The 26,162-nt window shown below is 58.9% G+C and carries 27 protein-coding genes and 1 tRNA gene; 15 read left to right on the top strand and 13 right to left on the bottom strand.

The genetic code is table 11. The features are described 5' to 3' along the window. Positions 1 to 69: 69 nt before the first annotated feature. From hemW to rph, 3 genes are read right to left on the bottom strand one after another with little or no spacing between them, the layout of a single operon-like run. The gene (hemW, locus tag B150_RS0103750) at positions 70 to 1,269 is read right to left on the bottom strand and encodes a radical SAM family heme chaperone HemW (protein WP_081611298.1); all 1,200 of its coding nucleotides are present in this window, start codon (positions 1,267 to 1,269) and stop codon (positions 70 to 72) included. Continuing rightward, a complete protein-coding gene (gene rdgB / locus B150_RS0103745) occupies positions 1,247 to 1,849 on the bottom strand; it encodes an RdgB/HAM1 family non-canonical purine NTP pyrophosphatase (protein WP_020398547.1) in 603 nt (200 codons plus the stop codon). The genes hemW and rdgB overlap by 23 nt, the downstream gene beginning before the upstream one ends. A 4-nt stretch (positions 1,850 to 1,853) precedes the next feature. Next, entirely contained in the window at positions 1,854 to 2,570 is a 717-nt protein-coding gene (rph, locus tag B150_RS0103740) for a ribonuclease PH (protein WP_020398546.1), read from the bottom strand. Positions 2,571 to 2,817: 247 nt separating this feature from the next. Between rph and hrcA the strand changes: the two genes are divergently transcribed. From hrcA to B150_RS0103715, 5 genes are all read left to right on the top strand, one after another. Further along, positions 2,818 to 3,852: a heat-inducible transcriptional repressor HrcA gene (gene hrcA / locus B150_RS0103735; RefSeq protein WP_020398545.1), complete on the top strand. Its 1,035-nt coding sequence runs from the start codon at positions 2,818 to 2,820 to the stop codon at positions 3,850 to 3,852. A gap of 43 nt (positions 3,853 to 3,895) precedes the next feature. After that, positions 3,896 to 4,489 (top strand): nucleotide exchange factor GrpE, encoded by a 594-nt coding sequence (gene grpE / locus B150_RS0103730; protein ID WP_020398544.1) that lies wholly within the window; start codon positions 3,896 to 3,898, stop codon positions 4,487 to 4,489. A gap of 124 nt (positions 4,490 to 4,613) precedes the next feature. Next, positions 4,614 to 5,582 carry a hypothetical protein gene (locus tag B150_RS19615; RefSeq protein ID WP_020398543.1) on the top strand — a complete coding sequence of 323 codons (969 nt, stop codon included), beginning with the start codon at positions 4,614 to 4,616 and terminating at the stop codon, positions 5,580 to 5,582. A gap of 115 nt (positions 5,583 to 5,697) precedes the next feature. Next, on the top strand, positions 5,698 to 6,081 hold the full coding sequence (locus tag B150_RS0103720; RefSeq protein ID WP_020398542.1) for a hypothetical protein: 384 nt from the start codon (positions 5,698 to 5,700) through the stop codon (positions 6,079 to 6,081). Continuing rightward, on the top strand, positions 6,078 to 6,269 hold the full coding sequence (locus B150_RS0103715; protein WP_020398541.1) for a helix-turn-helix transcriptional regulator: 192 nt from the start codon (positions 6,078 to 6,080) through the stop codon (positions 6,267 to 6,269). Before B150_RS0103720 ends, B150_RS0103715 begins: the two co-directional genes overlap by 4 nt. 93 nt (positions 6,270 to 6,362) lie before the next feature. Here B150_RS0103715 and B150_RS0103710 read toward each other — a convergent pair whose 3' ends face one another. Further along, positions 6,363 to 7,946 carry a lysine--tRNA ligase gene (locus B150_RS0103710; protein WP_020398540.1) on the bottom strand — a complete coding sequence of 528 codons (1,584 nt, stop codon included), beginning with the start codon at positions 7,944 to 7,946 and terminating at the stop codon, positions 6,363 to 6,365. Between the two features lie 140 nt (positions 7,947 to 8,086). On the opposite strand from B150_RS0103710, the gene B150_RS0103705 reads away from it, so the two are divergent. Next, positions 8,087 to 10,849, top strand: coding sequence for an ATP-dependent DNA helicase (locus tag B150_RS0103705; RefSeq protein WP_020398539.1), 2,763 nt, complete (start codon positions 8,087 to 8,089; stop codon positions 10,847 to 10,849). Positions 10,850 to 10,901: 52 nt separating this feature from the next. Continuing rightward, a complete protein-coding gene (locus B150_RS0103700) occupies positions 10,902 to 11,315 on the top strand; it encodes a tellurite resistance TerB family protein (RefSeq protein WP_020398538.1) in 414 nt (137 codons plus the stop codon). Between the two features lie 48 nt (positions 11,316 to 11,363). On the opposite strand, the gene B150_RS0103695 is transcribed toward B150_RS0103700, so the two are convergent. The 4 genes from B150_RS0103695 to metZ are packed head-to-tail and all read right to left on the bottom strand — an operon-like array spanning position 11,364 to position 15,352. Then, a complete protein-coding gene (locus tag B150_RS0103695; protein WP_020398537.1) occupies positions 11,364 to 12,176 on the bottom strand; it encodes a tetratricopeptide repeat protein in 813 nt (270 codons plus the stop codon). Positions 12,177 to 12,226: 50 nt separating this feature from the next. Continuing rightward, on the bottom strand, positions 12,227 to 13,675 hold the full coding sequence (locus B150_RS0103690) for a TrkH family potassium uptake protein (protein WP_020398536.1): 1,449 nt from the start codon (positions 13,673 to 13,675) through the stop codon (positions 12,227 to 12,229). Positions 13,676 to 13,685: 10 nt separating this feature from the next. Next, positions 13,686 to 14,111: a Co2+/Mg2+ efflux protein ApaG gene (gene apaG, locus B150_RS0103685; RefSeq protein WP_020398535.1), complete on the bottom strand. Its 426-nt coding sequence runs from the start codon at positions 14,109 to 14,111 to the stop codon at positions 13,686 to 13,688. A 32-nt stretch (positions 14,112 to 14,143) separates the two neighbouring features. Then, positions 14,144 to 15,352 (bottom strand): O-succinylhomoserine sulfhydrylase, encoded by a 1,209-nt coding sequence (gene metZ / locus B150_RS0103680; protein WP_020398534.1) that lies wholly within the window; start codon positions 15,350 to 15,352, stop codon positions 14,144 to 14,146. Positions 15,353 to 15,516: 164 nt separating this feature from the next. Between metZ and B150_RS0103670 the strand changes: the two genes are divergently transcribed. After that, positions 15,517 to 15,590, top strand: a tRNA-Gly gene (locus tag B150_RS0103670). 91 nt (positions 15,591 to 15,681) lie between these two features. Continuing rightward, positions 15,682 to 16,023: an arsenate reductase (glutaredoxin) gene (gene arsC / locus B150_RS0103665; protein WP_020398532.1), complete on the top strand. Its 342-nt coding sequence runs from the start codon at positions 15,682 to 15,684 to the stop codon at positions 16,021 to 16,023. Positions 16,024 to 16,035: 12 nt separating this feature from the next. Here the strand turns inward: arsC and B150_RS19610 are convergent, their stop codons facing one another. Together B150_RS19610 and B150_RS0103655 are read right to left on the bottom strand one after the other, a co-directional pair. After that, on the bottom strand, positions 16,036 to 17,370 hold the full coding sequence (locus B150_RS19610; RefSeq protein WP_020398531.1) for an MATE family efflux transporter: 1,335 nt from the start codon (positions 17,368 to 17,370) through the stop codon (positions 16,036 to 16,038). Then, positions 17,367 to 18,674, bottom strand: a complete 1,308-nt coding sequence (locus B150_RS0103655) for a UDP-glucose dehydrogenase family protein (RefSeq protein ID WP_020398530.1) — start codon at positions 18,672 to 18,674, stop codon at positions 17,367 to 17,369. The genes B150_RS19610 and B150_RS0103655 overlap by 4 nt, the downstream gene beginning before the upstream one ends. Before the next feature lie 227 nt (positions 18,675 to 18,901). On the opposite strand from B150_RS0103655, the gene B150_RS19605 reads away from it, so the two are divergent. The 4 genes from B150_RS19605 (at position 18,902) to B150_RS19600 (ending at position 21,464) form a co-directional block, all read left to right on the top strand. After that, positions 18,902 to 19,477 carry a sigma-70 family RNA polymerase sigma factor gene (locus B150_RS19605; protein ID WP_020398529.1) on the top strand — a complete coding sequence of 192 codons (576 nt, stop codon included), beginning with the start codon at positions 18,902 to 18,904 and terminating at the stop codon, positions 19,475 to 19,477. 10 nt (positions 19,478 to 19,487) lie between these two features. Then, positions 19,488 to 19,952: a hypothetical protein gene (locus B150_RS0103645; protein ID WP_020398528.1), complete on the top strand. Its 465-nt coding sequence runs from the start codon at positions 19,488 to 19,490 to the stop codon at positions 19,950 to 19,952. Between the two features lies 1 nt (position 19,953). Next, positions 19,954 to 20,532 (top strand): periplasmic heavy metal sensor, encoded by a 579-nt coding sequence (locus B150_RS0103640; RefSeq protein WP_020398527.1) that lies wholly within the window; start codon positions 19,954 to 19,956, stop codon positions 20,530 to 20,532. A gap of 65 nt (positions 20,533 to 20,597) precedes the next feature. After that, a complete protein-coding gene (locus tag B150_RS19600) occupies positions 20,598 to 21,464 on the top strand; it encodes a putative metalloprotease CJM1_0395 family protein (RefSeq protein WP_020398526.1) in 867 nt (288 codons plus the stop codon). Here the strand turns inward: B150_RS19600 and B150_RS0103630 are convergent. Together B150_RS0103630 and B150_RS19595 are read right to left on the bottom strand one after the other, a co-directional pair. Beyond that, a complete protein-coding gene (locus B150_RS0103630) occupies positions 21,461 to 22,528 on the bottom strand; it encodes a quinone-dependent dihydroorotate dehydrogenase (RefSeq protein WP_020398525.1) in 1,068 nt (355 codons plus the stop codon). The genes B150_RS19600 and B150_RS0103630 overlap by 4 nt on opposite strands. A gap of 16 nt (positions 22,529 to 22,544) precedes the next feature. Then, the gene (locus tag B150_RS19595) at positions 22,545 to 22,913 is read right to left on the bottom strand and encodes a DUF952 domain-containing protein (RefSeq protein ID WP_020398524.1); all 369 of its coding nucleotides are present in this window, start codon (positions 22,911 to 22,913) and stop codon (positions 22,545 to 22,547) included. A 107-nt stretch (positions 22,914 to 23,020) separates the two neighbouring features. Between B150_RS19595 and B150_RS0103620 the strand changes: the two genes are divergently transcribed. Next, a complete protein-coding gene (locus B150_RS0103620) occupies positions 23,021 to 24,553 on the top strand; it encodes a long-chain-fatty-acid--CoA ligase (RefSeq protein WP_020398523.1) in 1,533 nt (510 codons plus the stop codon). 3 nt (positions 24,554 to 24,556) lie between these two features. Here the strand turns inward: B150_RS0103620 and B150_RS0103615 are convergent, their stop codons facing one another. After that, the gene (locus B150_RS0103615) at positions 24,557 to 24,949 is read right to left on the bottom strand and encodes a DUF6491 family protein (protein WP_020398522.1); all 393 of its coding nucleotides are present in this window, start codon (positions 24,947 to 24,949) and stop codon (positions 24,557 to 24,559) included. A 174-nt stretch (positions 24,950 to 25,123) separates the two neighbouring features. Here B150_RS0103615 and B150_RS0103610 point away from each other — a divergent pair, with 174 nt between their 5' ends. Further along, on the top strand, positions 25,124 to 26,146 hold the full coding sequence (locus B150_RS0103610) for a DUF2333 family protein (RefSeq protein WP_020398521.1): 1,023 nt from the start codon (positions 25,124 to 25,126) through the stop codon (positions 26,144 to 26,146). The last annotated feature ends 16 nt before the right edge of the window (positions 26,147 to 26,162 follow it).

Raw genomic sequence — 26,162 nt, 5'->3', positions numbered from 1 at the left:
CAATTGGCGGGATAAACAAAAGTTAGAAGATAACTTATTGGTGTGGCAAGCGTTTTTGTTGCGCCGCCTTCAAGCCACCAGTTTACCGAGGATGAAGTTCAGAAGTGGGCGCCCTTGGCGTGTGAGCCAAATGCGGTCGTTCAGTTTATTGATATATCCACCCTGTATTAAGTCCTCGAGTGCATCTCGGTCGATGGTACTGTCCATCTGTGGGCGATCAGAATAACCGACGTTATACAAGCTGATACCATCCGAAAGACGTAGCCCCATCAACAGTCTCTCCATTTGATAGTCGGCTAAGGGAATGTCTTCGATTTGGTCTGTGCCGTGACCATGAAGTTCTACCGCTTCAAGCCAATTCTCAGGGCGCTTGATCTGTGAGTGGGCAAGTGTACCGTAATAATTATCCATAAGCCTGCCATGTGCACCTGGTCCGATTCCCAGGTAGAGCCCACCTTTCCAATAGGTAAGGTTATGTTTTGACTCCTCTCCTGCGCGGGCATGGTTGGAAATCTCATAGGCTGGCAGGCCCGCCGCCTCGGTCATGTCCTGCGTCAGCTCAAATAGCGCCGCAGCCTCATCCTCGTCCGGCAGTTTGAATTTGCCGCGGTGGAACTGGTGATAGAAGGCGGTGCCTTCCTCAATGGTGAGTTGATAGAGCGACAAATGGCTGGTACCAAAGCTGAGCGCTTCAGCGAGCTCTGCTCGCCAATCCTCAAGTGATTGTTCAGGCCGGGCGTAGATGAGGTCAAAGGACACACGCTCAAAGTTGGCTTGCGCGACTTTAAGTGCTTTCAGCGCTTCTTCCGCTGAATGCAGGCGGCCAAGGAATTTGAGCACATCATTGTTGAGCGACTGGATGCCTACGGAGATACGGTTGACACCCGCAGCCCGGTAGTCGCGGAAACGCGCGGCTTCCACGGAAGATGGGTTGGCTTCCAGCGTGATCTCGATATCCGATTGGCCCCAATGGTGGCGTACGCGGTCGATCACAGCCGCGACCGTTTCCGGTTCCATCAGGCTTGGCGTACCACCACCAAAGAAGATGGAGCTGGCCTCAAGGCTGGGGTAATGGGCGGCGAAGGTATCAATCTCGCGCACGAGGGCTTTGCGCCAGCGCTCGTGGCTCACCTCGTCGCGCACGTGGCTGTTGAAATCGCAGTAAGGGCATTTCTTGAGACAGAAGGGCCAGTGCACATAAATGGCGGCTGGCCCTTTGTAGTCACTCGGCGCGAGCGCCGGGACATCAGTTGGTTTTAAAGCAGGCATCGATCAGTTGCTTGAACGCGTGGGCGCGGTGGCTCATGGCGTGTTTGGCCGCGGGCTCCATCTCGGCAAAGGTGGTCTCGAAGCCGGTGGGCACAAAAATGGGGTCGTAGCCAAAGCCTTTTTCGCCGCGCATCGGCCATGTGACGGTGCCGAACACCTTGCCTTCAAAGCTTTCCATATGCCCGTCAGGCCATGCGAGGGTCAGTGCGCAGGTGAAGTTGGCGCTACGGTCAGCGGCGTCACCCATTTTCTCCACCACGTCTTTCATTGCGATATTGAAGTCCTTCGTCGGGCCTGCCCAGCGCGCGCTATAGATGCCCGGCTCACCGCCAAGGGCAGCAACTTCAAGTCCGCTATCGTCCGCCAGCGCAGGCAGGCCGGACGCTTTGGCAGCGGCCAAGGCCTTGATCTCGGCATTGGCGATGAAGGTCAGGCCGTCTTCAACCGGCTCATCAAGGCCAAGCGCACCGGCAGAAATGGTCTCCACGCCAAAAGGCTCCAAAAGTTCGCCAATCTCGCGCACCTTGCCCTTGTTGTGGCTGGCGATCACCAGCTTGTTGCCGTCAAACGAGCGTGCCATCAGCTTATTGCCCCAGCGCTTTGGCTTGTGCTGTCTTGATCTCGTCGCAGCCGATGCGCGCGAGACGCAAGAGGCGCAGGAATTCTTCTTCCGAGAAAGGCTCTTCTTCCGCGGTGCCCTGAATTTCCACAATGCCGCCCTTGCCGGTCAGCACGAAGTTGGCATCGGTCTCTGCTGCGCTGTCTTCGTCATAGTCAAGGTCCAGCACCGGGTTGCCCTGATAGATGCCACAGGAAATGGCGGCGATGCTGTCCGTGAACGGCATCTCTGTGATGTGACCTTCCTTGATCATCCAGTCGAAACACTGGTGCAGCGCCACATAGGCGCCGGAGATGGACGCCGTGCGCGTGCCGCCGTCAGCCTGGATCACGTCGCAGTCGATGCGGATCTGTTTTTCACCAAGTTTGGTGAGGTCAACAACGGCGCGCATGGCACGGCCGATCAGGCGCTGGATTTCCTGCGTGCGGCCAGACTGTTTGCCTTTGGCTGCTTCACGCGGCATGCGGCCATGGGTCGAGCGCGGCAGCATGCCATATTCTGCTGTCACCCAGCCTTTGCCGGTGTTACGCAGCCATGGTGGCGTCTGGTCCTCAAACGTTGCGGTCACAAGCACGTGGGTATCGCCGAATTTGACAAGGCAACTACCCTCAGCATGTTTGGCAAAGCCGGGGGTCATCTCGATCTGGCGCATTTCGTCGCTGGCGCGTCCGCTCGGTCGCATGGGCTGTCCTTCTATCTGTTCCTGACATTTGTTGGCTCCTTCTACTCCCTCTTGGGGGGCGAGGTCAAAGCTGTGATGGCGCCTTTGCACACCCGCCGCACACTTTTGAACGCAGAATGGCGGAAATGGCGGCTTTTCGGGCACACCCCTCCGCACACTTTCCGCACAGATGCCGCACAGTGTGCGGGCAATTGACGGACGGCGATCGCATACCTACATTCAGCCCTGTAGATGAGGGTAAAGTTGCATGTCGCTTGCTGAACTGAACGAACGCTCGAAAGCCATTTTCCGCCAGATTGTCGAGACTTATCTCGAAACCGGCGATCCTGTTGGCTCGCGCACGATCAGCCGCACGGCGGGGCTTGGCGTCTCGCCCGCGACCATCCGGAATGTCATGGCGGACCTTGAGGAGGCCGGGCTTCTGGCGGCGCCCCATACCTCCGCCGGGCGTATCCCGACCGACATCGGCCTGCGCTTTTTTGTCGATGGCCTCATGGAAATTGGCAACCTCACCAAGTCGGAACGGGAGGCCATCCGCGGCAAATGCTCGTCCACTGGCCGCGCGATGGAGGATGTGCTTTCCGAGGCAACCCGCGCGCTTTCCGGGCTTTCGCGCTGCGCGTCTGTCGTCATGGTGCCCAAGCAGGAACTGACGATCCGCCATATCGAATTTGTGCCCATCGCGCCTGGCCGCGCCCTTGTCGTGCTGGTGTCCGAGGACGGTAGCGTGGAAAACCGCATCATCGACTTGCCGCTCGGGCTCCCGGCCTCTGCACTGGTGCAGGCGGCGAATTATCTCAATGCCCGGCTTGTGGGCCGCACGTTTGATGAAGTTGGCAGCACCATTCGGGCTGAGCTTTCAGCCAGACAGGCCGAGCTCGACGCGCTTACCTCCAAGGTGGTTGAGGACGGTCTTGCGGTCTGGACGGGTGGTGACGCGCCGGCGTCGCTCATTGTCTCAGGACAGTCGAACCTGCTTGAGAGTGTGCAGGCCGCCGAAGACCTTGAGCGAATCCGCCGCCTTTTTGACGAGTTAGAACGCAAAAAAGACTTGATCAAACTCCTCGATCTCGCCAAAGACGGGCGCGGTGTGCGCCTGTTCATCGGGGCGGAGAACAATTTATTTTCGCTTTCGGGTTCTTCTCTCGTGGTTTCTCCCTATATGAATGGCGCGAACAAGATTGTCGGCGTGATCGGTGTGATCGGCCCGACAAGACTGAATTACGCCCGCATCGTGCCGATGGTTGACTATACAGCGCGCGTGGTGGGCCGCTTGCTCTAGGCAAAGCGCAAACAAGAAAACAGATTTGGGTAACGGACAGAAAATGAGCCAGGAAAACAAGACGAACGAACAGGCGGAAGAGCAGGAAGCCAAGCTTGAGCAGGAGTTCACGGCAGAAGAATTTTCTCCCGAAGAGCTCGCGGGCGGTGGTGACGAAGTCGCGGCCCTCAAGGCTGAAGTGGCGAACCTCAAGGACCGGTTGCTGCGCACCATGGCGGAGACGGAAAACGTACGCCGCCGCGCGGAGAAGGACAAAGCTGACGCTAGCGCCTATGCGGTGACGAACTTCGCCCGCGACATGCTGAACATTTCCGATAACATGCGCCGCGCGCTGGATACCATGCCGGAAGAAATCCCGGCTGACCTCAAGGCCTTTGTTGACGGCATCGAGATGACCGAGCGTGAGCTGCTGAACATTTTTGAGCGTCACGGCATCAAGAAAGTGGACCCCAAGGTGGGCGAAAAGTTCGACCACAAAGTCCACCAGGCCATGTTCGAAGTCCCAACGACCGAGCATGTGCCGGGCAGCGTAATGCAAGTGGTTGCTGCGGGTTATGTGATCCGCGATCGTCTGTTGCGCCCCGCCATGGTGGGTGTCGCCAAAGGCGAAGTGCAGAAAGTGGACACGGAAGTCTGACTTCGCACGGCGACCCGCACAAAAGTTTCAAAGCCCGGCTTTTCGCCGGGCTTTTTTGTTGCACTGTCACAGGAGTTTCATCACTGTCACGCTATGGCAAGGTGAGGAAACTTTGAGGATAATCATGCGGAATTCGGTTTTGGCTTTTGGTATTGCGGCAACCATTGCGGCGCCAGCGCTTGCGGATGTGGATTTTGTTGCCTTTGGTGACATGCCCTACACAAAAGACCAAGTCACCATGATGAAAAAGCTGGCGCATGATCCCAGGCTTGATGGTGCCGAATTCAGCATTTTCTACGGCGATACCAAATCCGGCGGCACGCGCTGCACGTTTGAGGAGCTAAGTGGCAACAAGAAGCTGATTGAAGACATGGTGGATGTGCCACTCTTTTTCACCCCGGGCGACAATGACTGGACCGACTGTGACAGGAAGGGCGATGACGAGCTCAAGATCCTCGATCAGGTTCTCATGCCGCTCTATTTCGCCAAAGACATGCGCCCTGAGGCGGACCCGCGCTCAAAGCCGGAGTGGAATATAACCCGGCAGGGCGGCCAGCTTGAAAATGCGCGCTGGTCCGCGGGCGGGGTGACCTTCGCCACCTTCCATATTATCGCGACCGGCAATGGCCGTGACGAGATTAAAATCGGCGACAAGGCGATGAACTATGCCCGCGTGGATGCGCGGGACGCCGCCAACCTCACATGGCTCGCGGAAAGCTTCCGTGCCGCAAATGAAGCTGGGTCGGAAGCCTTTGTGCTCGCCATGCACACTGACCCGACCAAAGTGCCGGGCGGCCTGCCGGTCTGTGATCAGACAGTGCACACAGACTGTGACCCCTACAAGCCGTTCCTTGATGCGCTGGCTGAGAAAGCGGCGGCTTTCGGCAAACCCGTGCTCGTGATCCACGGTGACACGTCGCCCTATTGTGAGCAGAAAGAATTCCTCGGCGTGCCTAACATGCAGCGGCTCAATGGTACCGGCGATTATGTGCCCGGCGTCACCCGCGTGCGCTACGCGGACGGGGCCTTCAGTTTTACCGTGGTTGGTCACAACCGCGCGCCCGAGGCAAGCTGCCCCGCCAAGGGCGAATAACTCCTACTGTAAAAACATAACGACTTTTTGTAAAGCTCGCTTGACAATGCTTGCTTGAATGTTTATGTAAAGTGTCATTGACATAATGTCATGGACGCAAGACAGGACGATGGCGATGAAACAAGCAGCTAAAACCTATTATAAAAACTTCTTCCTCTCGATGGCGCTCTACATGGTGACCATTCTGGCCACGGTGTATTACCTTCGGCACAACGAGGTCGCCATGTGGCTTCAGGTTATCCTCGTGCTGATACCGGTTATCCCGGCGCTCATGGCGCTGAAGGCCGAACTCACCTACTACCGCTCGCTCGATGAGCTGCAACGCCAGCAGGCGATGGAAGCGGTGCTGATCGCCTTCCTTGTTGTCGCCTTCGGCACCTTTGCATACGGCTTTCTTGAGGGCATCGGCTTTCCAAAGCTCGACACTATCTTCATCCTGCCCATCATGACGTTTGCGTGGGGTTTCGGTCGGGCACTGACAGCGAGGAAATACAAATGAAAAACCGGTTGAAAGTCCTTCGGGCCGAGCGGGACTGGTCGCAGGCGCACTTAGCCGATCAGCTTGATGTCTCCCGCCAGACGGTGAATGCGATCGAGACCGGGAAATATGATCCCAGCCTGCCGCTCGCCTTCAAGATCTCCGCGCTTTTTGCGCTCTCGATCGAAGAAATATTCATGCCGGACTAAAACCCGGCATTGCCCGAGTAATGACAGCGAAATATAAGAAAAAAGGCCGCCCTTATGAGGCGGCCTCTCATGTTTCACGTGGATCGCGCGGTTTTACGCGACCGCTTCACCCTTGATGGCCTTTTCCACCATCTCAAGCGTTTCCTTGATGCCGTATAGTGCGATGAAGCCACCCATGCGCGGACCTTGGCTCTGGCCGAGCAGTACTTCATAACAAGCCGCAAACCAGTCACGCAGGTTTTCAAACTGCGCGTCCTTGCCGGCGGAATAGACCTCGGTCATGATCACCTCGGCGTCGGTCTCGTTTGCATCCAGGTCCTCAAGGCGGCGCTTCAGGCTCTCAAACGCGGCACGTTCCTGCGGGTTCGCGAGGCGGTACGACTTGTTCGGCTTCACGAAGTCCTCATAGTAGCGGATCGCGTAACCCATAAGCTTGTCGAGCGCCGGGTATGTCTCGGCATTCGCGCCCTCGGCATAGCGGCCAACAAAGCCCCACAGCGCCTCGCGGTCCTCGGCATTTGCGGCCGACACGAGGTTGAGGAGCAGCGCGAAGGAAACCGGCAGCTTGGCTTCCGGTACCTTGCCGCCGTGGATGTGCCACGCTGGGTTCTTGTACTGGTCCGCCAGTTCCTGCTCGTGGAACTTCTCGACAAAGGTGTGATACTCGTCCACGGCCTTCGGGATCACGTCAAAATACAGGCGTTTCGCTTTCTTCGGTGCCTGGAACATATAGAGGGACAGGCTCTCCGGGCTGGCGTAGGACAGCCATTCTTCAATTGTCAGGCCGTTGCCTTTGGATTTGGAAATTTTCTGGCCGTTCTGGTCGAGGAAAAGCTCATAGTTGAAGCCCTCTGGCGGCTGGCCACCAAGGATACGGCGAATGATGGACGAGAGCTTCACGCTTTCAATGAGGTCGGCACCCGCCATCTCATAGTCAACATCAAGCGCATCCCAGCGCATGGCCCAGTCCACTTTCCACTGGCATTTCACCTTGCCACCGGTCACGAGCGTTTCAACCCGCTTGCCGCTGGCGTCCTCGAACGAGATCAGGCCCGTTTCCGGGTCCTCGATGCGCACTGGTACCTGCAGCACCTCGCCGGTTTCCGGGCTCAGTGGCAGGAAGGGCGAATAAGTCTGGCGGCGCTCTTCACCAAGCGTCGGCAGGATCACATTGATGATCTTGTCGTAGTTCTGGCAGATTTTGATGAGTGTTTCATCAAAACGGCCGGACTTGTAACACTCGGTCGCGGAATAGAACTCATATTTGAAACCGAACTGGTCAAGGAAGGCCTGCAGGCGTGCGTTATTGTGCGCACCAAAGCTCGGGTGCGTGCCAAAGGGGTCCGGCACGGATGTCAGCGGCTTGCCAATCGCCTTTTGCAGCAGTTCCTGGTTCGGTACGTTGGAAGGCACCTTGCGGAGGCCATCCATATCGTCGGAGAAGCAGACCAGCTTCGTCGGGATATCCGAGATTTCCTGGAAGGCGCGCATCACCATGGTCGTGCGCGACACTTCGCCAAAGGTGCCGATGTGCGGCAGCCCGGACGGCCCATAGCCGGTTTCAAAGAGCACATAGCCCTTCTCGGGTTTGCCCGATTTATACCGTTTGACAAGCTTCTCTGCTTCCTGGAAAGGCCAAGCTTTGCTGGAGAGGGCTAGATCAATATTACCGGTCATTATCGGTCACCTTAGATTGGAGGTTAAAAAACGCGCGGAAGCTAGGCTCTGCGCGCGGTTCCGTCAAGATATACTGCATTTGGCGATAAGCAACATATTCACCTGTTTTTTGTGAAACTCTGACGATATGCTCCCGCCCCATGGAAGATCTTGTTGTCAGTGCCGAAGCGGAAAGTACCGACCTCGACCGCCTGCCCGTGGCTGTCGTGGGGGTGCGGCACGTGCAGTTTTTGACCGAAGACGGCGCTTTTGAAGCTCTTGGGCTAGAGGAAGCCGCGGAGCGCATCAGCAAGACAACCCACCTTCTGGTGAACCGCGTTGTGGCGGCGCGCCGCTTGCGCCTCGGCTTTATTCGCGCTTTTGACGCGCTGGAGCTATACGCCTTCGTGCGGCCCGCGCGCTTCTGCCTGCCCACGGTGCAGGGCCTGAGGGACGCGCTGCATATCGACATGGCGCTGGAGTCGGATGAAGACCGCTGCCTTTGTGTACGCGAAATCGCGAAGCGGTTGATTGCCGACATGGAAGCGCAGACCTACCGCTATAGGGCCGGTGGCGCCAAGGTAGCCATGATGATGGCGCGCGCCGCATGGCCTTGGGGCCCGCTTGTGCTGCGCGCGATTGAGACGTATGCCGACCATAGCCGGGAGGATGGCCTTGCCGTCTGGTCCGCGCTTACGGAATGGGAAGATGGTGGCCCGCCGCCACAGCCGGGTGACGACGGTGTCGCGCCAGATGAGGCAAAAAGTCGTTTGGCCGAACTTTTGGGCGAAGGGTCTGAGAGCCGGGAGGGGCAGGTGCGGTTTGCTGCTGCCGCCACCCACGCCTTCCGTCCGCGTGAGTTTGAGGAAGGACCCAACCTTCAGCTTCTGGAAGCGGGCACAGGTACGGGCAAAACCCTTGGCTACATCGCGCCCGCGAGCGTGTGGGCACAGAAGAACGACGGTGCTGTCTGGCTTTCGACCTACACCAAAAACCTACAGCGCCAGCTTGATCAGGAACTGTCGCGCCTCTACCCCGACCCGCGCATCAAGGCCAAACGCGCGGTGATCAGGAAGGGGCGGGAGAATTACGCCTGCCTTCTCAATATCGAGGAAACCCTGCGCGCAGTGATGATGCGCGCGCAAGCTGGCCCGGGCGGGGAGCAGGACCGGCTGCTCATCGGCCTTGTGGTGCGTTGGGCGCGCTTCACCCGCGACGGTGATATGATTGGCGGGGATTTCCCCAGCTGGCTGGGCGGCCATTTTGGCGCGGGCCGTATAGCAGGACTTACCGACCGGCGCGGTGAATGCCTCTATTCGGCTTGTGCGCATTTCCGCAAATGTTACATCGAGAAAACGGCACGCAAGGCCAAACATGCCGAACTGGTGGTCGCGAACCATGCGCTTGTGGTGGCACAGGCAGCGACGCGGGCGGGTGACCCGGACCTTCCCAAACGCCTTGTGTTCGACGAGGGCCACCATGTGTTTGAGGCCGCAGACAGCGCCTTTTCCGTACATCTTTCAGGCCTTGAGGGGGCGGAGCTTCGCCGCTGGCTCAGGGGCAAGGAAAGCGGCGGCTCGACCCGCGCACGCGGCCTCAAGTCGCGCATCGAGGAACTGGTGGTCGATGACATGGACGCCAAGCGCCTTCTGGATGACGTGCTCGAGGCCGCGCGTATCCTGCCTTCCGATAACTGGGTCGGCCGGGTGACGGGTGCTGCGGCCATGACCCGGTTTGAAAATTTCCTAATGCTGGTGCGTGCGCAAGTGCTCGCGCGATCGGACGCACGGGGCCTCCATTCGCTTGAAGCCACCACCAATGACCCGATCGAGGGGCTGACGGACGCCGCCCATGCGCTCGCCGAGGCGCTCAAAAGCCTTGCGCTGCCGATGCAGGCACTGGCAAACGCGCTTCTGAGGCGCCTCGATGAAGACGCGGAGGTGTTAGATAGCGGCGCGCGTGGCAGGCTTGAGACCAGCGCGCGCTCGGTCAAACAGCGCGCGGATATGGTCGCCACATGGGCGGCGATGGCAGAAGGGTTCGGCGGGCCGCTTGATGACAGCTTTATCGAATGGCTGGAGGTTGACCGCTTTGATGGCCGCGACCGCGACATGGCGCTCTGCCGCCATTTTGTTGATCCAACCAAACCCTTTGCCGATGTGGTGCTTGATCAGGCGCATGGGGTGGTGATCACCTCCGCAACCCTGCGCGATAAGGCGGCGGACGCGGATGACTGGTCATCGGCGGATATGCGAACCGGCGCGCAGCACCTTCTTATTCCGCCCAAACGCCTGTCGGTACCGTCGCCTTTTGATTATAAGGCCAACACCAAGGTTTTGATCGTCGGTGATGTGAACAAACATGACCCCAAACAGGTGGCAGCGGCCTACCGTTCGCTTTTCCTTGCGTCTGGCGGAGGGGCGTTGGGGCTTTTCACCGCCATCAGCCGTTTGCGCGCGACCTATGAGCATATTGTCGGGCCGCTTGAAGACATGGACATCCCGCTCTATGCCCAGCATGTGGACCCGGTGGATACAGCCACCCTCGTGGATATCTTCCGCCACGAGGCGCATGCCTGTCTCTTGGGCACCGATGCTGTCAGGGACGGGGTGGACGTGCCGGGCGAAAGCTTGCGCCTGATTGTGTTTGACCGCGTGCCATGGCCGCGCCCGACGCTGCTGCACCGCGCGCGCCGCGCCGCCTTCGGCGGGCGGCAATATGATGAGATGCTGACGCGGCTCAAGCTCGCGCAGGCCTATGGCCGCCTTGTGCGCCGTGCCACGGACAAGGGGCTTTTCATCATGCTGGACGGCCAGACGCCGACACGGCTTCTGGATGCCATGCCTGAAGGGGTGGAGGTAGAGCGCGTGGGACTGGCCGAAGCGGTGAAAACCGTGTGTGAATTTTTCCCGCAAAGCGCTTGAGACAAAGCGCGTTTCGCCCTAACGTGAGGGCCAATACTTTAGAGGAAAAATCATGTCGACTATTAGCCCAGAAACCGCGCTTATCTACACGCTTGTTACCGTTTCCGCCTCAGACGACGAAATGACGGATACCGAGCTCAACCGCATGACCGGTATCGTTGGCTACCTGCCGGCCTTCCGCAACTATAACGTTGAGAAGCTGCGTTCGGATACCAATAGCTGTATCGAGCTTTTGCAAAGCGAAGAAGGGCTGGACGCCGTGATGGGCCTGATTGAGGAAGCCATCCCGGAAAGCCATTCGGACCTTGTGTACGCGCTGGCATGTGAAGTTGCAGCCTCAGACGGTGCGCTCAGCCAGGAAGAGCTGCGCCTCCTCGAGATGATCCGCCATGTGCTTGATATCGACCGGCTGACGGCGGCGGCGATCGAACGCGGTGCAGCGGCGCGGCAGAAAACTTTCGGCTAAGCCTACAACGCCGGAGCAAAAAGAATGGGCGCCAGATGGCGCCCTTTTTCATTGTGCGGCGTTATAATTCTCGAGCGGTTCGAGCGGGAACCGCGTTTCCATATCGCGCATGTCGGCGAGGTCCCGGAAAGCTGCTGTGCGCTCAACCGTGTCACGCGCGGCTTTTTTGTCATCGGCTTCGAGTGGGACAATGAGTTCCGCGAGGCGCGCGAGCATGATTTCCTCAGCCGCGTCATCGGGTTTGATCGCGAGTGTTGCGCGCAGCTGCTTCAGTGCTTCCTTGCGGTCGTCCTTACCGCCGCGCGCGAGGAAACGCACATATTCAAACCGGGTCCCCACCGAGCGCGGGTCAAGCTCAATTGCACGTTGGAAATAAGCTTCAGCGTCTTTCCTGCTGCCGCCCAGCGCGACACGGGCGAGGAAGCCTGCGTTGCTGACGGCAGAATGCCAACCGCCAAGCGCCGCGGTCACGAGCGGATCATCGGGATGGTGCGCGAGGCAATGCTCTAACCGCTCGCGCGAGGCCTTGATATAGGATGCCTTCTTGAGGCGTTTGCCCTCATACCCGAGCGCGAGCGCATAGCTGACGCTTGCGACAATATTGTGGGGGTCCATATGCAGGGCTTCGCTGCAGTCCTCAAGCGCGCGGTGGAGCGAGACGACGGATGCTTCGCCCGTTTGCTGGAAACCGCCGATGACAAGGCCGCTGCGGCAGGCAAGGGCAAGGCCGTCGGCAGTATGGCTTGCGGCTGCGCGCTCACGCGCGTTTTCAAATGCACCGGAGACAAAATCCTGCCAACCTGGCGTATCAGCGGGTTGCCAGCTTGAAAGGGCGAACATCAGAAAGACAGCGGTTTTCATACGCTCCAGACTATCAAATTCAACCTGAACGGCAGCCTAACGGAATTACCTTACGCACGCCAGAAGCGCGGTGAAAAAAGTACGAGTACTGAAAATACTTCAAGCCGCCCGATCAGCATACCGAAGGACATCAGCCATTTTGCCATGTCGGTCAGGCCGCCAAAATTGCCTGCAGGACCCACCTTGTCCCCAAGGCCCGGCCCCACGTTTGCCATGGCGGTGCCAGCGCTTGAAAGCGAGGTAATCCAGTCTTCGCCCGTCATCGCGATGCCAAGCGACAGCAGCAGGAAAATGACAAGAAAGAGCGTCATGAAATTCATGACCGAGGCGCGAACATCATCCGGGATGGGGCGGCCATTATAGCGCGCGATGAACACACCGTTCGGCTGCACCATACGTTCCATCCAGCTGCGCATGCATTTCAGCAGCACCTGAAAGCGGAAAATCTTGATCCCGCAACTGGTGGAACCGGCGCAGCCACCAATGAACATGGCGATGAAAAAGAGCGTGATGGCAAAGGCGCCCCACTGGCCATAGTCGGTCGAGGCATAGCCGGTGCCGGTAAGCACCGAGATGATGTTGAAACTGCCGTATCGGAACGCTTCCTCGAGTGTGAAGCTTTTCCAGACCATCAGCCAGATGGTGACACTGACACAGAGGAACAGGACAAGCGCGAGGAAACCGCGCGTCTGCTCGTCCCGCCAGAGCGCGAGGGGCCTGCCACGCAGAACCTGCAGGAACAGAATGAACGGCATGGAGCCGACAATCATGAAAATAAGGCATACTGTGTCGGTGCCTAGATGGTCATATTTGCCGAAAGAACTGTCCGAGTTCGAGAAACCGCCGGTAGAGATGGTGGTCATGGCATTGACGAGCGCATCAAAGGATTCCATGCCGGTCAGCATGTAACAGAACATGCAAAGCGCGGTGAAGGCGACATAGATGCCTGAGATCAGACCGGAGATTTGCGCGGCGCGCGGCAGGATTTTCTCGACCGTTTCAAAACTCTCGACCTTGAAGACCTGCATGCCACCGACCTGAAGCATGGGCAGCACAGCCACAGCCATCACCACAATCCCGATGCCGCCAAACCACTGCAGGAGCCCACGCCACAAAAGAATTCCCGGCGGCGCATAATCAAGGCCGGTAATGACCGTGGAGCCCGTGGTTGTCAGCCCGCTCATGGCTTCGAAATAGCCGTCGGTGAAGCTGAGGTCGAGCTCGGAGAAGGAGATCGGCATTGCTGCAAACGCGGGCAGGACGGCCCAGGCGCCAGTTGTCAGCAGGAATGCCTGCCTGAGGTTCAGATTGTCGCCGCTACCGCGGGTCGACAGCATGAGCATGCCGCCAATGAGCGCCGTGAGGCACATGGCGATGGCGAAGGTCTGCCAATCCGGGTTGCCGGCGACAAGGTCCACAATCATCGGCAGGATCATGCCCACAGCGAGGAGCACAATCAGCGACCCGAGGGTATATAGGACCGGTCTGAGATCGATCACCGGGCGTGCCTCAGTTGATGTTGAGCGAAATGTGTGGGCTGTCGAGCGAGAAGGCGGGGACCGTCGCGCGGAAAAGCACACCGTCCGCGCGCTGCATCTCATAAGAGCCGCGCATGATGCCCGATGGGGTGCTGAGCGGCGTGCCGCTTGTGTAGACAAAAGCATCACCGGGGTTGAGCACAGGCTGTTCGCCCACGACGCCCACACCCTTCACTTCCTGCGTGCCACCGACACCGTCCGTGATGATCCAGTGCCGGTTCAACAATTGCACGGTGTGGTCGCTATCATTGGTGATGCGGATGCGGTAGGCCCAGACAAATTGCTGGACCTCCGGCTTTGATTGCTCAGACAGGAAGTAGCTCTGAACGGCGATATGGATGCCTTCGGTGGTTTCCTCGAAGGTCAGGACCCCGTCGATCAGTTCATCGTCTACCATAGTGTGTTCATGCTCCCCACGCGCGGGCCGGATTACACTCCGGCCTTATCCAGCGCCTGGTTCACATCCTGAACGAGATCGTCACTATCCTCAAGCCCTACCGAGAAACGGATGAGGCCCGGCGTGATACCAAGCTCAAGCCGGCTTTCTTCCGCCAGCGCCTTGTGTGTGGTGCTCCAAGGGTGGGTGGCGATCGAACGGCTGTCGCCGAGATTGTTGGAAATATCCACAATCTCAAGCGAGTTCATGAACTTGAACGCCTGTTCGCGGCCGCCCGGAAGCTCAAACACGACCATGGTACCGCCGCGGGACATCTGGCTGAGGGCCAGGTTCTGCTGTTCAAAGCTCGCGAGCGCGGGGTGGCGCGTGTCGGTTACACGTTTGGCGATGGACGCGGCCACTTTCTCCGCATTGTCGCACATGGCGTGTACGCGCAGGCTCAGGGTCTCAAGGCCTTTCAGCATCACCCATGCATTGAACGGTGACATGGCACAGCCGGTGTGGCGGTAGAAGGGGTAGAGATGTTCTTCGTCAAATTCCTTGGAGCACAGCACAATGCCGCCAAGGCAACGGCCTTGGCCGTCAATATGTTTGGTGGTGGAATAGGCGACAATGTCTGCCCCCAGTTCCATCGGGCGCTGAAGCACCGGTGTTGCGAACACATTGTCGACCGCCAGAAGTGCGCCCGCATTGTGCGCAAGGTCAGCAAGCGCGCGCAGGTCCACGATCTCAAGCGTCGGGTTCGCTGGTGTTTCGGTGAAGAAGATCTTGGTGTTGGGGCGGATGGCGGCTTTCCATGCGTTCAGGTCAGTGCCGTCCACCACAGTGGTCTCAATGCCGTAGCGCGGCAGCAAGGTGTCCATCAGCCAGCGACAGGAACCAAAAAGCGCGCGCGCGCCGACCACATGGTCGCCCGCCTTGAGGCTTGCGAGCAGCGCCGCTGTCATCGCGGCCATGCCGGTGCCGGTCGCCCGGCCCACGTCCGCGCCTTCAAGAACCGCCATACGGTGTTCGAACATGGCAACCGTCGGGTTGGTCTGGCGTGAATAGGTGAAACCTTCCGCGCGGCCATCAAAGCGCGCTTCCGCTTCTTCCGCATTCTCATAGGCAAAAGCGGACGTGAGGAACATGGCTTCGCTCATCTCGCCATAGTTGGAGCGCATCGAACCCGCGCGTACCATCTGGGTCTGACGTGACCAAGTGGAAGTGAGGCTTTTGTCTAGGCCTGCGCGCTGTTTCATTTGTCTGTCTCCTGACGATAAACCAATTGCTTGCCCCGCATGAAAGGGGCGGCGCCACGTTGCTTTGCCCTGCGCCTGTCGTCAAGCCTTTCGGTGGCCTCGCGCGCTATCATTTCTTGCTTTTTCCAAAAGCTCTGTTAAATGCTTGGGCCTCAGTCGGGCGTGCGGGTGTAGCTCAATGGTAGAGCAGAAGCTTCCCAAGCTTAAGACGAGGGTTCGATTCCCTTCACCCGCTCCATGAGCCTGCCCGCGACTGCACCTCAGCCTTGCCGACGACATATTCACGCGCTAAACCCTTGGAAAAGTTCTAGATCAAGGGAGTTTAACCTATGAGCGTCACCATCTGGCATAACCCGCGCTGCAGCAAGTCGCGCCAGACCCTCGCCCTCCTTGAGGACAGCGGCCTTGAAGTCAATGTACGGCTGTATCTTGAGCATCCGCCAACGGCGGACGAGATCAAGCATGCTCTCAAGCTCCTCGACATGGAACCGCGCCACCTGATGCGCAAGGGCGAGGCGGAATACAAGGAACAGCAGCTCGATGAAAAAGAGGGCGATGCGCTCGTGGCGGCGATGGTGGCAACACCAAAGCTGATCGAACGCCCGATCGTTTTCAACGGGCACAAGGCTCGTATTGGTCGCCCGCCGGAAGGCGTGCTTGAGATCCTTTAAGCGCCAGATTGGCTAGTCGCCCGTGAGGCGACGTTCAATGCGGGGGTAATAAACTGCTTGCGCGAGCCCCCGCATACCGTTGAAGACCGCCATCGCGACCCAAAGGCCGACAAGCCCATACCGGTCCGTGAGCGGGTACAGCACCACCAGGAAGCAGAAGGCCGCCACGGCGACAGTGCCCAGCATGGCGCCGCCTGCGGTCGCACCAATATAGATGCCGTCATAAAGGTAGCACCAGAAGGCAACAACGGGCAGCAGCGCCAGCACGGGTAGTGCCTCAATAGCGGCGGCACGCACCGGCTCAATGTCGGTCAGCGCGCGAATGATCGGCGCGCCAAAGAGCGCGAAACCGGCGGTGTAGATCACCGCAGCGATGGCTGACCATATGAGGCCATAGCGCACCCACGCCCGAAACTCGCCGCGTGAATTGCGCCCGAATGCGGCGCCCGATAGCGCTTCGGCTGCATAAGCGAAACCGTCAAGCCCAAGGGCGATCAGGATAAGGAAGGTGCTGAGCACATGATTGGCGGCCAGTGGTACCTTGCCAAGCGCCGCCGCCTCGCGCGTCATCAGCGCAAAAGCAAGAATGAGCAGCAGCGTGCGCATAAAAATATAGCCGTTCACGCTCAGGAGCTTTTTCATCTTGGCCATATCATAGGTGACGCGGCTCATCGCGGCTTTGATGAGGGTGCCTGCGCCTAGCCCGCGCGCCACAAATGCGAGACCAACAAGCGCCGCCAGCCATTCGGCGATCAGTGAGCCGAGCGCCACGCCGCTGACGCCAAGGCCAAGGCCCAGCACAAACACGAGGTTCAGCACACCGTTCGTGATATTGAGCACAAGCTGCACATAAAGCGCTTTTGTCGCCTGCGCAGTGCCAATCAGATACCCGGTGATACAGTAAGCAATGAGTGCCGCTGGCACCGCCCAGACGCGAATATCAAAATAGGCTTCGAACAGACCGACCGTATCTGAGGGCGGGTCAATGGCACGCAGCACAAGATGATAGATCGGCCCCTGCAGGAGAACGATCAGGCTGCCGATCACCAAGGCGGTCAACAGCGCGCGGGTCATCACACGCGCGACTTGGTCGCTGTCGTCGCGCCCGTGGGCCTGCGCCACAAGCCCCGTGGTGCTCATGCGCAGGAAGCCGAATGCCCACGAAAGGTAGCTGAAGATCATCGCGCCCACGCTGACCGCGGCCAGATAGGCCGCGCCCGGAAGGTGGCCGATCACCCAAGTGTCTACGAGACCGACAAGCGGAGCGGCGCTATTGGCGATGATGGCTGGGCCAGCGATGGCCCAGATGCGTTTGTGGGGGTGTGCGAGCGCAACCCCTGCCGTCACGCGCCGCGCCCGATACCTGTGTAGCGGAAGCCGTGTTTCGCCGGGTCCGCCTTCGCATAGATGTTGCGCAGGTCGACCAGAACACCGTCTTTCATCAGGCCGCGTGCACGGTCGAAATCGAGCGCACGGAACTGGTTCCACTCGGTCAGGACCACAAGCGCGTCTGCGCCGTCCATCGTGCTATAGGGCTCGTCATGGAACGTAACGTTCTTGAGCATCTTGGCAGCTTCTTCCGCACCCTTCGGGTCATGGGCGTGGATTTCAGCGCCTGCGTCCTGCAGTGCCGGGATAATGTCGAGCGACGGGCTTTCGCGCATATCGTCGGTATTTGGCTTGAACGTCAGGCCAAGGATAGCGAGGCGTTTGCCTTTAACATCGCCGCCGCAGGCCTTGATAACCTTCTCGGCCATGGCGCGCTTGCGCGCTTCGTTCACTTCAACAACCGACCGCACGATCTTGAGCGGTACACCATATTCGTCCGCTGTGGACACCAGCGCACGGGTGTCTTTCGGGAAACAGCTACCGCCGTAGCCCGGCCCCGCGTGCAGGAACTTGCTGCCAATGCGGTTATCAAGGCCGATACCGCGCGCAACTTCTTGAACGTCCGCGCCCGCTACCTCACAAAGGTCAGCCATCTCGTTGATGAAGCTGATCTTGGTCGCGAGGAAGGCGTTGGCTGCGTATTTGATTACTTCAGCGGTTTCGCGGTTGGTGAATACAATTGGTGTTTCGTTGATGTAAAGCGGGCGGTAAAGCTCCTTCAGTACATCGTGCGCACGCTCGCTATCAACGCCGCATACAACGCGGTCGGGGCGCATGAAATCTTCAATGGCCGCGCCTTCGCGCAGGAATTCAGGGTTCGACGCAACATCGAATTTGTCAGCAGGCAGCAGTTCCGTCAGGCGCGCCTTGATGCGGGCGCCAGTGCCCACAGGCACGGTCGACTTGGTGACAACAACCGTATAGTCCTCGATGTAACCTGCAGCTTCCTCGACCGCGGCAAATACATACTGAAGGTCAGCGTGGCCGTCACCGCGGCGGCTGGGTGTACCCACAGCAATGAACACCGCTTTGGCGCCCTTCATTGCTGCCTTGAGGTCAGTGGTGAAAGTCAGGCGGCCGGCCCCAACGTTGCGGGCCACAAGGCTATCAAGCCCGGGTTCATAGATCGGCATGATGTTGTTCTCGAGCGCCTTGATCTTGCCTGCGTCTTTGTCGACGCACGTGACCTCATGCCCGAATTCAGAGAAACATGTGCCCGAGACAAGGCCTACATAACCCGTGCCAATGACCGCAATTTTCATAACCTAACCTTCAATTCTAGCCTTTGGCTTAATTGCGACTTTCGCCGCGCGCCAAATCCCATCAATATAATGACACCTGTCATACTGTATGACGCCACATGCGCATAGGCCGAAATTGTTTCGGTTTTATGTTTAAAACGAGGCGCGTGTGCGAAGGGTGCCTCACTCATGGTGCGTATCAGGTGCAGGTTGTTGAACGAAATGACATAAAAAACAAGAGTAGTGGTTTGGCGATTGAAGCTGAAGAACCGACGGACGAGGCCCTGATGGGCCGCGTTGCGACAGGGGACCGTACCGCCTTTGGCATGCTGGTCAGGCGGCATGCACTGAGGTATCGCGCCCTTGCGTACCGCTACCTCGACGACGTCGCCCGCGCGGAGGATCTGGTGCAGGAAGCCTTCACCAAGATATGGACCCACGCGGACCGGTTCGACAGCACAAAAGCCCGGTTTACCACTTGGTTCCACCGAATTGTGGTCAACCGTTGCCTTGACGAGAAACGTCGCCGCAAGGTGGACCAGTTGCCTGAAACATTTGACGAGGCGGACGACCGGCCCAACGCCGAAGCCATCCTCGGGGAAGAAAGTGGCAAAGCGCAGCTTCATGCAGCGCTCACCCGCCTTCCGGACAGACAACGTATCGCCGTGACGCTCAGCTATTTCGACGGACTGTCGAACATCGAAGCGGCAGAGGCGATGGAGATGAACCTGAAAGCCTATGAATCGCTACTGGTGCGGTCACGGGCAAAGCTCAGGGAGTTTCTCATGAATGACCGTGAGCAGCTTTTTGAAGCATTAGGATAGGAGGGCAAAAATGGTGCCCATGAATGAACAGGAATATGACCTTCTGCGCGCCCGCTTCGGCGCTGACAGTGCCAACTGGCCAGAGGCAGATGCCCGCCGCGCGGAGGCTTACCTTGGCTCGGACGCCGGGCAAAAGCATGCGCGGGCAGACGCAGCGCTGGACGCACTTTTTGCGCGCGAACATTCAGTGCCGGGTGACGCGGATGCGTTCCTCGCCCGCCTGATGGATATTCCGGCACAGGAGGCTGCGCGCCAGAGCAGTGAAGCTGACGGCTTCCTCGCGCGCCTTTTCAAAGGGTTTGGCGGTCGTGTGGCCTTCGCGTCGCAAGCGGCGGCTTATGTGATTGTCCTTGGCGTTGGTATCGCCATCGGCATGCAGGGCGAGGCGCCCGCGGGCGATACAGACGCCGAAGCCGTTGACCTCAGCGCACATTTCTTCGCAAGTAATGCGGAACTCTATCTGGAGGACGAGTAGAATGGCTTTCAAGGTAACCTGGGTACATGGTTTGCTCGCAGCGTCGCTGGCAGCCAATATCTTTGTGGGCGGCTATCTGCTTGGTAAGGAGATAAGGCCCGACCGTCCACACCGCGAACACCGCATGGGTGGCGGTAAGGAGCTTTTCAGCATGCGCCGCCTCGCGGCTTACCTGCCGGAAGAGAAGCGGGAGGAGCTCAAGGAGCTCATGGAGGGTCACCGCAATGACCTGCGGGGGAACTTCCAGGGCATTCGCGAAAGTGAAGAGAAGGTTCGCGCTATCCTGCTCGCGGAAACGGTGGACAAAAACGCCCTGCGCGCCGCACTCACGGACCTCGAAGCCAAAACCCGCATGCTGCATGGCCCGTTGAAAGCAATCCTCCTGGATATCGTTGCGGACCTTGACCTTGAAACACGTCAAAAGCTCGCGGAGGATATGTACAAGCGCCGCAAATGGCGCATGAAGCGCGAAGGTTTTGGCCGTGATGACGACGATATGCCGCCACCGCCACCACCGGGCGGTTTTGATGACGAAGGGCCAGAAGGCGGACCGGAAGAAGGACCGGGGAACCGGTTTTAACGCAGGCTTTTTGCTTGCATAAAAGCCCAGTAGGCAAAAACCGCGCTTTCCGCTAAAATAGGCCCATGACAAGCGCGGTTATATTGCCGTCCATCGGGCCGCCGCCCCCCGGGCTCAAACGCCCCGATGTGCCGGAAAATTTGAAACCGAAGCTGCCGGGCGCTGATAGTGGTGCCCCGGCAACCCCTCAGCCGCGCCCAGCGGCTACGCAGGAAGGCGCTGTTCAACCGCCGCGAAATTACCTGTCCGGCAGTACCCAGAATTTGGGTGGTGCGGCTGCTGTTTCCATTCAGGTTGACGAGGGGCGTATCCCGCCAGCGCCGGAGCCGACACCCGCAGCACCTGCAGAGGACACCAGCAAGGAAGGCCCCAAGCTTGCCAGTGAATTATCCGAAGATGAACGCGCGCAAGTGAGTGACCTTAAGGCGCGCGACCGTGAAGTGCGCGCCCACGAGGCCGCACATGCGGCAACCGGGCAAGGCTATGCTGGTAGCCCGCAGTTTGAATATGTCCGCGGGCCGGACGGCTTCCAGTATGCAGTGGGTGGTCATGTGAGCATCGATACCTCAAGCGTGCCGGATGACCCAGAAGCCACGATCGAGAAAATGCGGGTCGTGAAGGCGGCGGCGCTCGCGCCGGCACGCCCATCGGGTCAGGACCGGGCAGTAGCTGCGCAGGCGGAGGCTTCAATCCGTCAGGCGGAAGCGGACCTCAGCGCCAAACGGCAGGAAGAAGCGGGGGCCGCGCTTGAAGGCGGCCAAGCGCCGGAACGTGAGGCTGATCAAGCCGCATCAAGGCCTGATGCGGCCATCGGCGGTGGATTTGGTGAAGCTGCAAGTGCCGAGCTCAATCCGCGCACGACTGTGACGGATACCACGTCACTGCTGCGCCCACTCGTTGCAGCAGGCAGTGGTCTGAACCTGATCGCTTAAGCGTCAGTCCCAACAGCATCAGAAACCGAGCTGAAGCCGTCAGCCTTAAGGCGCGCGGTCAGGTCGCGTTTGATTTTGGTGACCAGGCCCGGCCCATCGTACACCAGCGCGGAATAGAGCTGCACAAGCGACGCGCCCGCACGAATTTTTGCATAAGCGTCCGCGCCAGAGGCGATACCGCCCACACCCACGAGCGGCACTTTGCCCTCTGTCGCGTTGTATACAGCTTTCAGGATTTCAGTAGATGGTGCCATGAGCGGCGCGCCAGAAAGGCCACCAGCTTCGCCTTTGTCTTTGCTCACGAGGCTATCGGGCCGTGCGATCGTGGTGTTGCTGACAATCAGGCCGTCGATGCCGCTTGAAAGCGCAATGTCGGCGATGTCGCGGATGTCCGCGTCCAACAGGTCTGGTGCGATTTTGACGAGGATAGGGATATAGCGGGCGCCCGCTGCAACCTTCGCTGTGCGCGCTTCAAGCACGCGGCCCACCAGTTCCTCAAGCGCCGCTTTTGACTGCAGTGCCCTGAGGCCGGGTGTGTTGGGGCTTGAGATATTGACGGTGAAATAGTCGCTCAGGCCATAAAGGCGCTCGATCCCCGTCACATAGTCTGCGGTGCGGTCGTCACTATCCTTGTTGGCGCCCACGTTCGCGCCAAAGACACCGCGTGTTGCCGGCAGGGCTTTGAGCCGATCTTCAAAATAGTCGAGGCCGCGATTATTGAAACCAAAGCGGTTGATGACCGCGCGGTCTGCGCTCAGGCGAAAGAGGCGCGGGCGCGGGTTGCCGTCCTGCGGCTTCGGCGTCACGGTGCCAGCTTCTGCAAAACCGAAGCCCATTTTGTGTGCCGCGGTGATGACTTCGGCGTTTTTATCAAAACCGGCCGCCAGGCCAACGGGGTTCGGGAACGACAGGCCAAAAGCGGTGGTGGCCAGCACCTTGTCATCGCTCGCGCGGCCAATCTGCCCCGTGAGGCCAAGCTTCAAAGCCTTGATGGTGGCATTGTGCGCGGCTTCGGGGTCGAGCGCGTGAACAAGGGGTTTCGCAATCGGGAAAAGGTCGATCATCGCGCCCGGTCTTTCGTTATTTCTTCTTTGGTTTCTTGTCGTCAAATATGAAGCGGAAATCGAAGCTGCCATCAATGCGGCGCGACAGCGAGAAACGTTCCCGCGCGCGTGACACATCAAGCGGTGCATAGAGGTGCGGGAACAGGGCACCACCACGCGACTTTTCCCACTTCAGATCGTCGCCAAAGTCCTCGGCGTCAAAGCCAAGCAGGTGGATTTTATCCGCGTCGGTGAAATGTTTTTCCGCTGTTTCGCAAACCTGATCCTTGGTGGAGAAATGCACATAGCCGTCGGCCACGTCCACCGGCGCACCGGCGAAGCTTTTGCTTTCAAGCGCTTCCGCCCATTCATGCGGACGCAGGATTTTGTAGATCATGCTGGACATGGCCTATTCTCTAGGCGCTTGCGCTCGGGCGTGCAAGGGCTATCCGATATTGCTTGCCGCTAAGGTCTCTCGCGCTAATCTCCTATATTCAAGGGGAGAGTATATATATGGCGATACCGTATCGGTTGTTTCACGAATATCTCGACAGTCATGCACGCGAATTCCAAAGCAAAGTGGCGATTGATTGCGGCGGGGACACAGTCACCTACGGCGCACTCGCGGCAAACAGCCACAAAGCGGCGGCAGTGCTGCAGGGTGTGGGGCTGAGGGCCGGTGACCGTGTCGTTTACCTTGGCCGGTCGAGTATCGCTTTTTTCGAACTTCTCTATGCCTCAACCCGGCTTGGGCTTTGTTTTGTCAGCCTCAATTGGCGCCTGACCGCGCGCGAAATCGCTGATCAGTTGGATGACAGCGCCCCCGGCATTATTTTCGCGGATCAGGCGTTTGTGGCGGGTGTGGAGAGCACCAAGCACAAAGCCGTACCCCTCGTTTGCCTTGATGAAGCAGGCACGTATGCTGCCTGGCGTGACGCTGATGTGCCTGCTGCCAATTACGGCGACATTGACCCCGGCGCGCCGGCGCTGATGATGTATACCAGCGGCACCACGGGCCGCGCCAAGGGGGTGGCAGTGTCGCAGCAGGCGATCCTCGCTTCACGTGAAACGCCGGAGGTGGACGGCCCCTGGAACGCATGGCATGCAGAAGATGTGCAGATGGTCCCCACACCGCTTTTCCATATCGCGGGCTGTGGCTGGGCCCTGATCGGGCTTTATTACGGCATGACAATAGTTGTGCTGCGCGACTTTATTCCGGCTGAGGTGATCAGCACCATTGCGGAAAAGCGCATTACCCGCACCATCTTTGTGCCCGCCATGCTGGCCTTCCTCCTGAAGGAGCCAAGCCTTGCCAGCACCGACCTTTCCTCGCTCAAATACCTGTCCTACGGGGCTTCTCCCATGCCAGCGCCGCTTCTCAAGGCCTCCATGGCGGCATTCCCGGATGCTGGTTTTGTGCAGCTATATGGCATGACGGAAACGTGCGGTTACGCAACTGCGTTGCCACCGGAGGATCATGGGGCCGCCCATGAATATCGGCGCGCCAGTGTGGGCCGCGCGTTCCACAATGTGGAACTGAGCATCCGCGACCGGGACGGTAATGCGCTTCCCATCGGCGAGTTTGGTGAAGTCTGGATCAAGACACCCAGCGTGATGAACGAATATTGGCGCAACGATGAAGCCAGCGCCGAAGTGCTGAGGGATGGCTGGTATGTGACCGGTGACGGCGGTTATCTCGACCAGGATGGCTACCTCTATCTCAAGGATCGCATCAAGGACATGATCATCACCGGCGGCGAAAACGTGTTCCCGAGCGAGGTGGAGGCGGTTTTTGCTCGCCACCCGGCGGTGGCGGAGGTTTCTGTCTTTGGTGTGGCGCATGATGTGTGGGGTGAGCAGGTGCAGGCGGCGGTAGTTTTGCGCGCGGGCCAGACTGCAACGGCGGATGATCTGATAGCCCATGCCGAGGCCGACCTCGCGGGATACAAGATGCCGCGGGCGGTGCATATACTGGAAGCGTTGCCGCGGAACTCTACTGGCAAAGTGCTGAAACGGGCGCTCAGGGACGAGTTTGAGGCGGTCTAGTGCCTAAGGCTTTTCCGAAGGATCGTCTTTCTCATCGCCCGGCGCATGGTCGATCATAGTGAAGCTGTCAATTCGGCAGGGCATGCCCGACCGGCTGACCACATCATCAAACTTGGCGCATAACATGCCGTTTACCGGCTGGTATGAGATATAGCCGTGGTAATGCAGCTGCGGGCAAACCTTGCGCAGCCTTGCGATTACGTCATGGTCCTTGAGTTCAAAGCGGATCAGTTCATCCGATATGGTATGATAGGCTTTGATGTCTTCGGCCATGATGCAGCGCCCGGCGGCGTCCTCCGGCAAGGGACGCTCGGATGGGTCTGCTTCCTGCGCCGTGGACGGCAAGGCAACCATGGCGGCAATAAACGCCGAAGCGGCAAAGGTTTGGGCGTGCATATCACGGGTCCCGGACGGATTTGACGATATTATCCCATCAGCATGATCGCTTGTGGCTTAACTGTCCATGAATGAAATGGGGTCAAGCACTTGTTTTTGCCACGCTAAACGACGACATTATGGAAAGCGGGGCGCACACCATAATTTGCGCGCGTGAGGACAGGGAGTGGGACAATGGCGCAAGAAATCTGGCTTTGGATCAAGGAAAAATTTGTGGCGTTTTTCGCCATGATCGGTCGTGGCCTGAAGGCGCTGTGGGCCTATTTCACCGGCTGGGTTGTGACTGTCTCTGGCAGCACCTGGCGCAAGGTGGCGGTCGCTATTCCGCTTGCTTTCATCCTCTACATCCTCATCGGCATGCCCATTGTGCACCGGGTTGACGACAACCTGAACCTGCCGACGGTGACCAAACCCGGTGGTTCGCGTGCGGTGACAGACCTCATCTATCTCGTGAAGCGGGAGACCGTGGACCACGGTTGGACGCCAAATGACCCCATCTTCCAGCCCGGCTGGTGGCTTGACAACACCCCGAACTACCAGAAAGGCATGATGGGCGCGCTGAGCCGTTTTGCCTTTGAACTCAGGGACCAGCTTGGCCGCACCCGTGGCTCAAGCGCGGAAGACGATGACCTCCTTAAAGCGTCCGGCAACCTCTCAAAGGAGCCAGATCGCTGGGTGATCGATTTCTCGACCTCCATCCTGCCGACAACGCCGTCTGACGCTTATTACCGCGAAGCAATCGAACAGTTAGAGCGCTATAACGCGCGCCTCGCCTCCGGTGATGCAGTGTTTGAGCGGCGCGCCGACAACCTGCTGGCGACCCTCGACCGCATCGCGCTTGACCTTGGTGCGTCTTCGGCGGCGCTCGAATCCTATATTGGCGAACATTCGGGCGGTGTGCTGCCGGATTTCGGCGCCGATGATCTCTTTTATCAGGTCAAGGGCCAAGTCTACGCCTATACCATCATCCTTGAAGCGTTGCGCGAGGACTTCTCCAACGTGATTGAGGGTCGTGAGGTGTCGGTACTATATGGTGAGCTTCTGAAAAGCCTGCGCGCGGCGGCCACGCTTGACCCTCTGATTGTTGCCAATGGCGCGATTGATGGGGTGCTCGCGAACCACCTGTCGATGCAGGGCTTTTACCTGCTGCGGGCGCGTACGAAACTGCGTGAAGTATCCAACATTCTCCTCAAATAGTGGCGTGCAAATAGGC

Source organism: Kordiimonas gwangyangensis DSM 19435 = JCM 12864, from assembly GCF_000375545.1.
GTDB lineage: Bacteria > Pseudomonadota > Alphaproteobacteria > Sphingomonadales > Kordiimonadaceae > Kordiimonas > Kordiimonas gwangyangensis.
Note: the sequence above shows the minus strand (reverse complement) of the source record. Positions and strands in the feature narration are given on the sequence as shown.

Excerpts from the sequence above, each read along its gene's own strand:
- hemW (WP_081611298.1), bottom strand. The coding sequence starts at position 1,269 with ATGCCTGCTTTAAAACCAACTGATGTCCCGGCGCTCGCGCCGAGTGAC.
- B150_RS0103710 (WP_020398540.1), bottom strand. The coding sequence starts at position 7,946 with ATGACCGGTAATATTGATCTAGCCCTCTCCAGCAAAGCTTGGCCTTTC.
- B150_RS0103720 (WP_020398542.1), top strand. The coding sequence starts at position 5,698 with ATGAAACAAGCAGCTAAAACCTATTATAAAAACTTCTTCCTCTCGATG.
- B150_RS0103715 (WP_020398541.1), top strand. The coding sequence starts at position 6,078 with ATGAAAAACCGGTTGAAAGTCCTTCGGGCCGAGCGGGACTGGTCGCAG.
- B150_RS0103610 (WP_020398521.1), top strand. The coding sequence starts at position 25,124 with ATGGCGCAAGAAATCTGGCTTTGGATCAAGGAAAAATTTGTGGCGTTT.
- B150_RS19595 (WP_020398524.1), bottom strand. The coding sequence starts at position 22,913 with ATGTCCAGCATGATCTACAAAATCCTGCGTCCGCATGAATGGGCGGAA.
- arsC (WP_020398532.1), top strand. The coding sequence starts at position 15,682 with ATGAGCGTCACCATCTGGCATAACCCGCGCTGCAGCAAGTCGCGCCAG.
- B150_RS19615 (WP_020398543.1), top strand. The coding sequence starts at position 4,614 with ATGCGGAATTCGGTTTTGGCTTTTGGTATTGCGGCAACCATTGCGGCG.
- B150_RS0103705 (WP_020398539.1), top strand. The coding sequence starts at position 8,087 with ATGGAAGATCTTGTTGTCAGTGCCGAAGCGGAAAGTACCGACCTCGAC.
- grpE (WP_020398544.1), top strand. The coding sequence starts at position 3,896 with ATGAGCCAGGAAAACAAGACGAACGAACAGGCGGAAGAGCAGGAAGCC.
- B150_RS0103695 (WP_020398537.1), bottom strand. The coding sequence starts at position 12,176 with ATGAAAACCGCTGTCTTTCTGATGTTCGCCCTTTCAAGCTGGCAACCC.
- B150_RS0103645 (WP_020398528.1), top strand. The coding sequence starts at position 19,488 with ATGGTGCCCATGAATGAACAGGAATATGACCTTCTGCGCGCCCGCTTC.
- apaG (WP_020398535.1), bottom strand. The coding sequence starts at position 14,111 with ATGGTAGACGATGAACTGATCGACGGGGTCCTGACCTTCGAGGAAACC.
- rph (WP_020398546.1), bottom strand. The coding sequence starts at position 2,570 with ATGCGACCGAGCGGACGCGCCAGCGACGAAATGCGCCAGATCGAGATG.
- rdgB (WP_020398547.1), bottom strand. The coding sequence starts at position 1,849 with ATGGCACGCTCGTTTGACGGCAACAAGCTGGTGATCGCCAGCCACAAC.
- B150_RS0103700 (WP_020398538.1), top strand. The coding sequence starts at position 10,902 with ATGTCGACTATTAGCCCAGAAACCGCGCTTATCTACACGCTTGTTACC.
- B150_RS0103655 (WP_020398530.1), bottom strand. The coding sequence starts at position 18,674 with ATGAAAATTGCGGTCATTGGCACGGGTTATGTAGGCCTTGTCTCGGGC.
- B150_RS19600 (WP_020398526.1), top strand. The coding sequence starts at position 20,598 with ATGACAAGCGCGGTTATATTGCCGTCCATCGGGCCGCCGCCCCCCGGG.
- hrcA (WP_020398545.1), top strand. The coding sequence starts at position 2,818 with ATGTCGCTTGCTGAACTGAACGAACGCTCGAAAGCCATTTTCCGCCAG.
- B150_RS0103615 (WP_020398522.1), bottom strand. The coding sequence starts at position 24,949 with ATGCACGCCCAAACCTTTGCCGCTTCGGCGTTTATTGCCGCCATGGTT.
- B150_RS0103630 (WP_020398525.1), bottom strand. The coding sequence starts at position 22,528 with ATGATCGACCTTTTCCCGATTGCGAAACCCCTTGTTCACGCGCTCGAC.
- metZ (WP_020398534.1), bottom strand. The coding sequence starts at position 15,352 with ATGAAACAGCGCGCAGGCCTAGACAAAAGCCTCACTTCCACTTGGTCA.
- B150_RS0103620 (WP_020398523.1), top strand. The coding sequence starts at position 23,021 with ATGGCGATACCGTATCGGTTGTTTCACGAATATCTCGACAGTCATGCA.
- B150_RS0103640 (WP_020398527.1), top strand. The coding sequence starts at position 19,954 with ATGGCTTTCAAGGTAACCTGGGTACATGGTTTGCTCGCAGCGTCGCTG.